A 9440-nucleotide genomic window follows, 5' to 3' on the forward strand; every position below is an offset into this window, starting at 1 on the left:
CGATACACAGAGTGTCGCTCAGCTACCCACACATACCCTTCCCGTAAGCCGGCGGGGGGGTCAGGGCGGTCGCGGCGGAGCGGGCGCGGGCTCCGAGTGCCCGCGGCGGATGGGCTCATACCGGCATCGCGCGTCCGAGCCGTCAGGAACCGCTGCGAAGGGTCTCGTTCTTCTCGGCCTCCGCAGGCGTGTCCTCGCGCTCGCCCTCGGCCTGGGAGGGCGTCGTGTACTCCGGCGTCGGGTGATCGGCCCGAGGGGTGTCGGCGTCGTCGCGCTCGCCCTCGGCCTGTGACGGGGTGTGGTGGCTCACGCTCATGGTGATCGTCCCTTCTGCGTACGGGACGGGTCGGTCGGCCCTCCGCTGAGCGCGTCAGGGCCCGGCACCGCCGAGCGCAGGTCCGGCACCCCCGCACCGACCGGTGACACGGTGCCGCCCGCACGCATCTCCACAGTACGGCGGCCCCCGAGCCCCGGCAGCCGTGAACGCCCCGAGCGTCGACGCCATGATCGCGCGGCTTAGGGTGCCGACATGACCTCGCAGCCCTACCTCTCCGAACTGTTCTCCCTCGACGGCCGGGTAGCCCTCGTGACCGGCGGCAGCTCCGGCATCGGCCGGGCCGTCACCGAGGCCCTGGCCCGGGCCGGAGCGAGCGTCGTGATCGTGGCCCGCCGGGAGGCGGAACTGGCCGCGACGGTCGGCGAGTTGGAGGCCCTCGGCTGCCGGGCGGCCCGGGTGAGCGCGGACCTGGGCACGCGGGACGGGGTGCGTGCGGCTGCCGAGGAGGCGGTCGAGGCGTTCGGCGAGCCCGACATCCTGGTCAACTGCGCCGGGATCAACCTGCGGCCGCCGATGGGCGAGCTGGGCGAAGACGTGTGGGACGCCACGATGGCCCTGAACCTGGAGGCGCCCTACCTGCTGGGGGAGCGGTTCGGGCCGGGCATGGCCGAGCGGGGCTTCGGGCGGATCATCCACGTCACCTCCCAGCAGGCGCACCGGGCGTTCGTGCAGAGCGGCGCCTACGGTGTCTCCAAGGGGGCGCTGGAGTCGCTGGCCCGATCGCAGGCCGAGGCATGGTCGCCGTACGGCGTCACCTGCAACACGCTCGTGCCCGGGTTCGTCATGACGCCCCTCAACGCACGACTGTCGTCCGACCCCGAGCGGGTGGCGGCGCTGGCCGCCCGGACGATGGTCGGGCGCAACGGCCTCGCCGAGGACTTCGCCGGTGCGGCGGTGTTCCTCGCCAGCCGTGCCTCGGCGTATGTCACCGGGCAGGCGATCTTCGTCGACGGCGGCTTCTCCGTGCACTGAGCCCGGCGCGCGGCCGGTCCGTCAGCGCAGGTCGAGACGCATCAGGATCCGGGGGTGTCCGGCCAGCACCGAGGTGGTGTCGGCGGCGTGGACGAACCCGGCGCGTTCGAAGTTCTTCCGCAGCCCGGCGTACGCCATCGTCAGGTCGACCCTGGCGTCGCCGTTGTCGAGCGGATACGCCTCGATCACCGGCGCACCCTGCGTACGGGCGAACTCGACGGCTCCGGCGATGAGGGCGTGGGTGATCCCCTGCTTGCGGTGACCGGGGCGGACGCGGATGCACCACAGCGACCAGACCGGCAGGTCGTCGAGGTGCGGGATCTTGCGGTTGCGCGCGAAGGTCGTGGCCGAGCGCGGCGCCACGGCGGCCCAGCCGACCGGTTCGTCACCGTCGTAGGCGAGCACCCCCGGAGGCGGATCGGCACGGCACAGCTCGGCGACGTACTCGCCGCGGGCCGGTCCCCGCAGCTCGTTGTTCAGCTTGGACGGAATGCGGTAGCTCAGGCACCAGCAGACGTTGGCCGTCGGCGACTTCGGGCCGACCACCGCACGGACGTCCTCGAAGACCGAGGCCGGGCGAACTTCGATGACCATGACTCCACCCTGTCATGGCGCATCCGCGGCCGACCCGGGGACGACCGTGTCAAGCAGGGGCGTGGAACGCGTGCAGCGTGTCCGCGACCTGGGTGTCGGAGACCGGGGTGAAGTCCTCGTAGTACTCGCCGACCGCATGCAGGGACGGCGGCTGCTGGAGGCACACCAGGGCGTCGCACTCGTCGCGGACGGAGAAGAGCGTTCGCGCGTTGCCGACGGGGATGGCCAGGACCAGCCGGGTCGGCCCGTGGCGGCGCAGGAAGCGCAGTGCCGCCGTGGCGGTCAGGCCGGTGGTCAGGCCGTCGTCGACGAGGACGACCGTGCGGCCGTTGACGGACGGGAGCGGGCGGCGGCCGCGGTAGCGGTACTCACGGCGGTGCAACTCGTTGCGTTCGCCGACGACGACATCGCCGAGCCGGTCCTCGGACAGATGCATCATGGCCAGGCTGCGCCGGTCGTACAGCGGCGGATCGTCGGCGACGAGCGCGCCGATCGCCGTCTCCGGCCGGACGGGTGTGCTGATCTCGCCGGCGACCAGCACGTCCAGCGGGGCGTGCAGCGCACCGGCCACCTCCGCGGCGACGGGCACGCCGCCGGGCGGCAGGGCCAGCACGAGCACATCGGTCAGATGGCCGGAGCCGGCCCGCTCGACCAGCCGCAGAGCGAGTTCCCGTCCGGCATGGGTGCGGTCGCGGAATGACACGGCACTCCTCCCTCGACGTCGGCGCGGCCGCCGAGTGCCCGGCACGGCACCCGGCGAAACGCGCGGCCGGTACCCCTCCCGGTGTGCGCACATGACGTGGCGTCGATCGGGTACCCGAACCCCCGGCGAGTATCCGGACGGACGGGCACCACACGGCGAGGGGACGAACCATGACCGACCCCCATCACGACAACGAGGCCCTGGCCACCCAGCAGGCGCTGCGCACGGTCGTCGAGCAGGGCGCGGACCAGGCGGCGCTGGACACACTGGCCCACAGCGAGGTGCTGGTCCCGGCGGCGACGGACGCGGAGGGGCCGCCCCCCAAGGCGCTGACGCTCCCCGTGTTCGAACAGGAGGACGGCACCGAACTGGTCCCCGTCTTCACCACCCAGGAACGCATGGAACAGGCCCTGCCCCGGATCCGTCGGCACCGCAGTGTGCTGCTCGGGGCCCTCGCCCACGGCTGGCCCGCCGACCTGTCCCTGGTCATCGACGCCGGCACCCCCGAGCAGCTGGCGCTGACCTCGCACGGAGTCAGGACGCTGCTGGACCAGGGGGACACCTGAGGGAGGCGGACCCCTGAGGGCCGCCCCCGCCACCGTGTGGCCCGCGCCCATACGGGTACTGCGGCGAGCATGACATCGACCCGCACGCGCACGGGCTGCCGGTCAGCGGCCCGCTCGTGGGGCTCCGCCGGCGCTGACGGCGGGTCCCCGTGCGCGGGATCTGGCCGGGACGCCGGGCTGCGTGCGGGCCGTGCAGAGCGCATGGTGGTGACATGAGCACGCGTCCCCCCGTGGTGGTGCTGCCGCCCGCGTCGGACGGCGGGCGTCAGGTGACGATCCGCGGCGAGCCGGCGGGCACCGCGTACAGCCTCTTCGACGTGCTGGACCTGGTGCACCGCGCGGACCTGCCCGCGGAGGACCGGGCCGTCGACGATCCCGAGCTGATCGAATGGCAGGGCGGCGGGCCCTACGAGTGGAACGAGGCCGACACCGGGGGCGGGTGACGGCCGGCACGACCCTGGGATGTCTGAGGTTCCCGACGAAGCGCCGCTGATCTTGACTGAAGGCGCACATCCGAACGGAACCACTACCTCACGGGGATTTTCATGAACCGCAGGAAGAGCATCTTCGCCGCCGGCCTGGCCACCACCGTCTCGGCCCTGGCCCTCACCCTCGGCGGCCTGGCCGCCCCCGCACAGGCCGCGGCGGGCACCGTCGACTGCCACGGCGTGGTGCACAACAACAACCCGAACCACGGCATCGCGGGCTGCCAGAACAACACCGACCACAACGTCACCTTCCGGGCCGAGATCGTCTGCGGCCTGGCCCCGGACGTCTCCGGCGACTGGGTGACGCTGACCCCGGGCCAGTACAGCGAGTCGTCCGGCGTCTGCGCGTTCTACAGCTCGGGCGTCGGCAGCGTGGGCTGGACCATCCAGTAGGGGCCGGGCCCGACAAGCAGGGGCACACCCGATCCACGGCCGGGCCCGACCAGCCCGGCCGTGTGTCCGGCGCCGATACGCGGGGTACGCGGCGACGGACGGAAGGGGAAGCCCATGCAGTTCCGTGACCGCACAGAGGCCGGGCGGGAGCTGGCGGAGCAGCTGCGCATCCGGCAGGACAAGGGCAGCCTTCCGCACCCGGTGGTCCTCGCCCTCCCGCGGGGCGGCGTCGCGGTCGCCCGCGAGATCGCCCGGGAGCTGGACGCCCCGCTGGACGTGCTCGTCGTACGCAAGATCGGTGCCCCGTTCCACGAGGAGTTCGGGGTCGGCGCGCTCGCCGGCGACGAACCTCCGCTGTTCGACGAGACGTCGCTGTACCGGCTGGGGCTGAGCGAGGCCGATCTGGCTCCGGTGGTGGAGCGGGAGCGCAAGGAGCTGCGGCGGCGCGAGGAGCGCTACCGGCAGGGCCGGCCGGCTCCGGAGCTGCGCGGCCGGACCGCCGTCATCGTCGACGACGGTGTCGCGACCGGCTCGACGGCACGCGTCGCACTGCGTGCCGTACGCAACCGGAACCCCGAGCGTCTGGTGCTGGCCGTACCGGTGTGCGCACCGGAGGCGGCCGAGGAACTGCGCCGGGAGGCCGACGAGTTCGTCTGTCTGTATGAGCCGCGGCTGTTCAGTGCCGTAGGCGAGTGGTACCAGGACTTCGGGCAGCTGACCGACGCCGATGTGCTGGAGGCGCTGCGCGGCGAGTAGGCGTGTGCCGCGGGCGCGTCCCGGAGGCTCAGCCGGTGGCCCGGGCCACCGGCTTCGTCAGGGTGAGCGTGCCGTCCGCGTCCAGCGTGAGATGGACGCGGTAGCTGATGCGGTCCAGGGTGTCGCGGAGCCAGGCGCGGTCCTCGGGCGGGGCCGGTTCCAGGCGCATACGGCGGGCGAGCAGCGGCGCCATGCGCAGGTCGGTGAGGGTGCCCGTGTCCGACGCCACCGTCACGAAGTAGGCGATGCGCAGGTCGTCGCGGTACGGCTCGTAGCCGGGGATGCCCTCGTAGTCGTCGATGAAGTCGCCGCAGCCGTGCAGGATCAGCCGGCCCCGGTAGAGCTCGACCGGGCGGGGATGGTGCGAGGAGTGGCCGTGCACGACGTCGGCGCCGCCGTCCACCAGGGCGTGCGCGAAGCGGCGTTGCTCGCGGGGGACGAGGTAGCCCCAGTTGGAACCCCAGTGCACGGACACGACCACGATGTCGCCGGCCCGCTTCACCTGCCGTATGTGCCGCACCGCCGCGCCGGCCGCGGACGGCGACAGCTCCGGCACATGGGCGACGCCGGGCAGGTCCGCGGTCGCCGCCCAGTCGGGCGGGATGCCGCTGTTGCCGACGCCGAGGGCGAAGACGAGCACCCGGCCGCCGTGGGGGAGCGGCAGGGCCACAGGCGCGTACGCCTCCTCGGCGCTCCGCCCCGCGCCGGCCGTGCGCAGACCGGCGCCGTGCAGCACGCTGAGCGTCTCCTCCAGGCCCGCGCGGCCGAAGTCCCGCACATGGTTGTTGGCCAGGACGCACACATCGGGCCGGGCCACCGTCAGGGCCGGCAGGTTGGCCGGGTGCATGCGGTAGTGGACCGCCTTGCCGGGCTCGAAGGCGTCGCTCGTCGTGACCGACGTCTCCAGGTTGACGATCCGCGCGTCCGGCGCGGTCGCCTCCAGCAGCGCCAGCGCCTCGCCCCACGGCCAGGACGGGTCGACCGGGGCGGGGATCGGTCCGCTCACCGACTCCGCCATGGTCACGTACGACCGGGCGTCCGCGATGTACCCCTCCCGCAGCGCCGGGTCACCGGGCCGGGCCAGGATCTGGTCGACGCCACGTCCGAGCATCACGTCACCACAGACGAAGAGCGTCACCGTGCCGCCGCTCATGTCTCAACCGTACGAGGTCGAAGTGCCGGGCGGGATCACGTCCCCCACACCTCACCCACACCTCCCCCCGGCCATCACCGTTCACCACCGCCCGACGCGATACGGACGCCCCCGCGCGGGTACCCCGCATCTGCGCGCCGCGCGCAGGAAACCTTCGGCCGAGGCGCGGGAGGCCGTCATGGAACTGGTCGAGGAGACTCCCCACCGCTTCCGTATCGACCCGCACGGCCCGATGCGGGTGCCGGGCGTGGTGTTCGCGACCCCGAAACTGCTGACCGACGCCGAGAAATCGCTGGAGCAGGTGGCCAACGTGGCCACGCTGCCCGGCATCGTCGGCGCGTCGTACGCGATGCCGGACATCCACTGGGGCTACGGCTTCCCCATCGGCGGCGTCGCCGCGACCGACGTGGCCGACGGCGGTGTCGTCTCGCCCGGCGGGGTCGGCTTCGACATCTCCTGCGGTGTACGGCTGCTCGCCGCCGACACCGACGCGAAGGGGCTGAGGTCGGCGCTGACCGCCGTGATGGACGGCCTGGACCGGGCCGTGCCGCGCGGCGCCGGACCCGGCGGGGTCTGGCAGCTGACCGGCCCCGGCCAGCTGGAGCGGATCCTGCGCGGCGGCTCCCGGTACGCGGTTCAGGAGGGCCACGGCGAGGAGCGGGACCTGACGCGCTGCGAGGACGGCGGGGCGGTCTCCGACGCCGACGTGGACCAGGTGAGCGCACGGGCCCGCGAGCGCGGCCTCGGCCAGGTCGGCAGCCTCGGCTCCGCCAACCACTTCCTGGAGGTGCAGCGCGTCGACGAGGTGTACGACGAGCCGGCCGCCGCCGTGTTCGGGCTCGCCGTCGGACAGGTCTGCGTGATGATCCACTGCGGCTCGCGCGGCCTCGGCCACCAGATATGCACCGACCATGTCCGGCTGATGGACCGCGCGATGGCCCGGTACGGCATCGAGGTCCCCGACCGCCAACTGGCCTGCACACCGGTCGAGTCACCGGAGGGGCAGCGGTACCTCGGCGCCATGGCGGCCGCCGCCAACTACGGCCGCGCCAACCGCCAGTTGCTGTCCGACGCGGCCCGCCGGGTCTTCCGCCGCACCGCGCGCACCCGGCTGTCGCTGGTGTACGACGTCTCCCACAACCTCGCCAAGATCGAGACCCATCCGGTGCACGGAGCCGGCCGCGCCCTGTGCGTCCACCGCAAGGGCGCGACCCGCGCCTTCCCGCCCGGCCACCCGGACCTGCCCGACGACCTGCGCGACATCGGCCAGCCGGTGCTGATCCCGGGCACGATGGGCACCGCCTCCTACGTCCTGGTCGGTGTGCCCGGCGGGGACGCGTTCTCCTCCACCTGCCACGGCGCCGGCCGTGTCCTCAGCCGCCATCGGGCCGCCCGCGCGGTGGGTGGCCGGGAACTGCGGGCCCGGCTGGAGTCGGCGGGCATCGCGGTGCGCCCGCGCTCCCTGCGCGGCCTGGCGGAGGAGACGCCCGAGGCGTACAAGGACGTGGGCGAGGTGGTGGCCGCGAGCGAGGGCGCGGGCCTGTGCCGGACGGTGGCCCGGCTGGTGCCGCTGGGGGTGGTGAAGGGCTGAGGGCACGGCGGCCGTACGACTTCCGACAGCGTCCGTGCGGCCGTACTCCTCACACGTCCACGGTCACCGCACACGACCACCCGTAGGGCCCCGGCCCGATCTGCAGCCCGTGCCAGGAGACTCCCTTCGGTGTGGCGCCGGTGACCTCCACATCCGCCAGGTCGGCGAGGGCGAGGCGCACGTCCAGGTCGCCTTCCGTGGCGTCGGCCTCCAGATCGACGGGCACCTGGCCGTCCACGTCGAGGCGGAAGACGACCTCGTCGAGGAGGGCGGTCAGCAGATCCTCGTCGGTGTCCTGTGCGAACCGCACCCGCTCCACCGAGGTGGGCCGTACCGCCGTGACGTCCGCGAAGCACTCCACCATCCCCAGCGCGGCCTCGATCAGACAGCGCTCCCGGCTCGCGCCCCACGCCTCGACGCGCACGTCGGCCGTGTGCGGCACCGCCCGATGGCCGCTGCCGCCGCGCCGCCGTGTCTCGATGTCGTCGTCCGTGTCACCGACCATCTGCACCACCCGATCCGCGTGATCCCGCCCGGAAGGCGCTACACGGATAGGGGTACCCGGGACAGGGCACGACGTACCGCCTCGCGTGAGGAGCCGACATGCCGCACATCGAGCAGGACGAGGCGCGCGGGCGGTTCGCCGCGGCAGCCGTCGCACGGCTGGCGACGGTCGACCCGGGAGGCCGCCCGCATCTGGTGCCGGTCGTGTTCGCGGTGCGCGGCGACGAGATCGTCACCGCCGTCGACGGCAAACCGAAGCGGTCCCGGCGGCTCAAGCGGCTGCACAACATCGAGGTCACCCCCGCCGTCTGCCTCCTGGTGGACGCGTACGACGACGACTGGGACCGCCTGTGGTGGGTGCGGGCGGACGGCGGCGCCCGGATCCTGCCGCCCGACGCGCCCGGGGAGGCGGCGCGCGAGGAGTACGCCGCCGCCGTCGGCCTGCTGCGGCAGAAGTACGCCCAGTACACACGGGAGCCGCCGGAGGGGCCGGTGGTCGTGATCACCGTCCTGCACTGGAGCGGCTGGCGCGCCGCGACCGTGTGAATCCGGCCTTGGGGAAGATCGGCACAGCGGTTGGCGCTGAGATTGATCATGGTCGGCTGAGCGCGACCTGGGTCGGCCGGCGTGGAGGGATGATCTCCGACTCGGCCTCTTGCGCTTGGCTGGTGGTGCTCCTTACGGGTTGTCTTCAGCAGCGGGTGCTGGTGCGCGGGCCGCCGTACTCGTCGTCGCTGACGTGTTCAAGCCAGTCGACCTCGTCGGTCTCCCACAGCGCGATGTGCGTCATGAAGTGGTCCGGGGCGGCGCCGTGCCAGTGCTCCTCGCCCGGCGGTGTCCAGATCACGTCGCCCGGATAAGCCTGGAGGATCTCGCCGCCGCGGGACTGAATCAGGGCGATTCCCTCGACGATGTAGAGGGTTTGGCCCAGGCCATGGCTGTGCCAGGCGGTCCGGGCGCCGGGTGCGAAGCGCACCGCGTTCGCGCGGGCACGGGAGGGGTCCTCACCTCGGTAGATCACGTCCGCCCACGCGTCCCCGGTGAACCACTGGGCGGGCAGCTTCATCGTCGACGGCTTGTTCAACAATTCCATGAGTGGTGCCTTCTTGTCGTAGGTGGCGTGGTCAGGCGGCGGCCTGCTCGTCGGCGATCTGCTTGAGCAGGGTGATCGCGGTCATCGCGTTGGGCCAGCCGGCGTAGAAGGCAAGGTGCGTGATCGCCTCGGACAGCTCCTCCACACTCAGCCCGTTCTCCAGCGCCACGCGCAGGTGGTGGCCGAGTTGCGGGGGGGGGGGGGCTGGGGCGGGGGGCCGCGCGCGGGCCCCGGCGGGGGGCCGCCCGGCGCGGGCCGGCGGCGCGCACCACGCGCCGCCCAGGTGCACC

The 9440-nt window shown here is 73.1% G+C and carries 14 protein-coding genes; 7 read left to right on the forward strand and 7 right to left on the reverse strand.

Annotated features, from left to right (window positions below; genetic code table 11):
• Positions 1-142: 142 nt before the first annotated feature.
• On the reverse strand, positions 143-316 hold the full coding sequence (locus ACFWYS_RS35990) for a hypothetical protein (RefSeq protein WP_384778223.1): 174 nt from the start codon (positions 314-316) through the stop codon (positions 143-145).
• Positions 317-529: 213 nt separating this feature from the next.
• On the opposite strand from ACFWYS_RS35990, the gene ACFWYS_RS35995 reads away from it, so the two are divergent.
• Positions 530-1309 (forward strand): SDR family NAD(P)-dependent oxidoreductase, encoded by a 780-nt coding sequence (locus ACFWYS_RS35995; RefSeq protein ID WP_384778226.1) that lies wholly within the window; start codon positions 530-532, stop codon positions 1307-1309.
• A gap of 21 nt (positions 1310-1330) precedes the next feature.
• Here the strand turns inward: ACFWYS_RS35995 and ACFWYS_RS36000 are convergent, their stop codons facing one another.
• Positions 1331-1903, reverse strand: coding sequence for a GNAT family N-acetyltransferase (locus tag ACFWYS_RS36000; protein WP_384778229.1), 573 nt, complete (start codon positions 1901-1903; stop codon positions 1331-1333).
• Positions 1904-1952: 49 nt separating this feature from the next.
• The gene (locus ACFWYS_RS36005; protein ID WP_384778232.1) at positions 1953-2606 is read right to left on the reverse strand and encodes a phosphoribosyltransferase; all 654 of its coding nucleotides are present in this window, start codon (positions 2604-2606) and stop codon (positions 1953-1955) included.
• A 170-nt stretch (positions 2607-2776) separates the two neighbouring features.
• Between ACFWYS_RS36005 and ACFWYS_RS36010 the strand changes: the two genes are divergently transcribed.
• The 4 genes from ACFWYS_RS36010 to ACFWYS_RS36025 all read left to right on the forward strand — a co-directional run bounded on the left by ACFWYS_RS36010 (position 2777) and on the right by ACFWYS_RS36025 (position 4809).
• Positions 2777-3172, forward strand: coding sequence for an SseB family protein (locus tag ACFWYS_RS36010; protein WP_384778235.1), 396 nt, complete (start codon positions 2777-2779; stop codon positions 3170-3172).
• Between the two features lie 212 nt (positions 3173-3384).
• Entirely contained in the window at positions 3385-3615 is a 231-nt protein-coding gene (locus ACFWYS_RS36015) for a hypothetical protein (protein WP_384778238.1), read from the forward strand.
• A 102-nt stretch (positions 3616-3717) separates the two neighbouring features.
• Positions 3718-4053, forward strand: coding sequence for a hypothetical protein (locus ACFWYS_RS36020; protein WP_384778240.1), 336 nt, complete (start codon positions 3718-3720; stop codon positions 4051-4053).
• A 114-nt stretch (positions 4054-4167) separates the two neighbouring features.
• Positions 4168-4809 (forward strand): phosphoribosyltransferase, encoded by a 642-nt coding sequence (locus tag ACFWYS_RS36025; protein WP_384778244.1) that lies wholly within the window; start codon positions 4168-4170, stop codon positions 4807-4809.
• 28 nt (positions 4810-4837) lie between these two features.
• Here the strand turns inward: ACFWYS_RS36025 and ACFWYS_RS36030 are convergent, their stop codons facing one another.
• The gene (locus ACFWYS_RS36030; RefSeq protein ID WP_384778247.1) at positions 4838-5962 is read right to left on the reverse strand and encodes a CapA family protein; all 1125 of its coding nucleotides are present in this window, start codon (positions 5960-5962) and stop codon (positions 4838-4840) included.
• Between the two features lie 178 nt (positions 5963-6140).
• Here ACFWYS_RS36030 and ACFWYS_RS36035 point away from each other — a divergent pair, with 178 nt between their 5' ends.
• Positions 6141-7553, forward strand: a complete 1413-nt coding sequence (locus ACFWYS_RS36035) for an RtcB family protein (protein ID WP_384778250.1) — start codon at positions 6141-6143, stop codon at positions 7551-7553.
• A 49-nt stretch (positions 7554-7602) separates the two neighbouring features.
• Here the strand turns inward: ACFWYS_RS36035 and ACFWYS_RS36040 are convergent, their stop codons facing one another.
• Complete coding sequence (locus tag ACFWYS_RS36040; protein WP_384778253.1) at positions 7603-8058, reverse strand: archease; 456 nt, start codon at positions 8056-8058, stop codon at positions 7603-7605.
• 98 nt (positions 8059-8156) lie between these two features.
• Here ACFWYS_RS36040 and ACFWYS_RS36045 point away from each other — a divergent pair, with 98 nt between their 5' ends.
• Positions 8157-8603: a TIGR03668 family PPOX class F420-dependent oxidoreductase gene (locus ACFWYS_RS36045; protein ID WP_384778256.1), complete on the forward strand. Its 447-nt coding sequence runs from the start codon at positions 8157-8159 to the stop codon at positions 8601-8603.
• A 145-nt stretch (positions 8604-8748) separates the two neighbouring features.
• Here ACFWYS_RS36045 and ACFWYS_RS36050 read toward each other — a convergent pair whose 3' ends face one another.
• Together ACFWYS_RS36050 and ACFWYS_RS36055 are read right to left on the reverse strand one after the other, a co-directional pair.
• Positions 8749-9150 (reverse strand): cupin domain-containing protein, encoded by a 402-nt coding sequence (locus tag ACFWYS_RS36050; protein ID WP_384778259.1) that lies wholly within the window; start codon positions 9148-9150, stop codon positions 8749-8751.
• A 31-nt stretch (positions 9151-9181) separates the two neighbouring features.
• Positions 9182-9440 (reverse strand): carboxymuconolactone decarboxylase family protein (locus ACFWYS_RS36055; RefSeq protein ID WP_384778262.1); only part of this gene is annotated, 259 nt, incomplete at its 5' end.

The organism is Streptomyces sp. NPDC059010 (assembly GCF_042740355.1).
Classification (GTDB): domain Bacteria; phylum Actinomycetota; class Actinomycetes; order Streptomycetales; family Streptomycetaceae; genus Streptomyces.

Excerpts from the sequence above, each read along its gene's own strand:
- ACFWYS_RS36015 (WP_384778238.1), top strand. The coding sequence starts at position 3,385 with ATGAGCACGCGTCCCCCCGTGGTGGTGCTGCCGCCCGCGTCGGACGGC.
- ACFWYS_RS36050 (WP_384778259.1), bottom strand. The coding sequence starts at position 9,150 with ATGGAATTGTTGAACAAGCCGTCGACGATGAAGCTGCCCGCCCAGTGG.
- ACFWYS_RS36035 (WP_384778250.1), top strand. The coding sequence starts at position 6,141 with ATGGAACTGGTCGAGGAGACTCCCCACCGCTTCCGTATCGACCCGCAC.
- ACFWYS_RS36010 (WP_384778235.1), top strand. The coding sequence starts at position 2,777 with ATGACCGACCCCCATCACGACAACGAGGCCCTGGCCACCCAGCAGGCG.
- ACFWYS_RS36000 (WP_384778229.1), bottom strand. The coding sequence starts at position 1,903 with ATGGTCATCGAAGTTCGCCCGGCCTCGGTCTTCGAGGACGTCCGTGCG.
- ACFWYS_RS36020 (WP_384778240.1), top strand. The coding sequence starts at position 3,718 with ATGAACCGCAGGAAGAGCATCTTCGCCGCCGGCCTGGCCACCACCGTC.
- ACFWYS_RS36030 (WP_384778247.1), bottom strand. The coding sequence starts at position 5,962 with ATGAGCGGCGGCACGGTGACGCTCTTCGTCTGTGGTGACGTGATGCTC.
- ACFWYS_RS36025 (WP_384778244.1), top strand. The coding sequence starts at position 4,168 with ATGCAGTTCCGTGACCGCACAGAGGCCGGGCGGGAGCTGGCGGAGCAG.
- ACFWYS_RS35990 (WP_384778223.1), bottom strand. The coding sequence starts at position 316 with ATGAGCGTGAGCCACCACACCCCGTCACAGGCCGAGGGCGAGCGCGAC.
- ACFWYS_RS36040 (WP_384778253.1), bottom strand. The coding sequence starts at position 8,058 with ATGGTCGGTGACACGGACGACGACATCGAGACACGGCGGCGCGGCGGC.
- ACFWYS_RS35995 (WP_384778226.1), top strand. The coding sequence starts at position 530 with ATGACCTCGCAGCCCTACCTCTCCGAACTGTTCTCCCTCGACGGCCGG.
- ACFWYS_RS36045 (WP_384778256.1), top strand. The coding sequence starts at position 8,157 with ATGCCGCACATCGAGCAGGACGAGGCGCGCGGGCGGTTCGCCGCGGCA.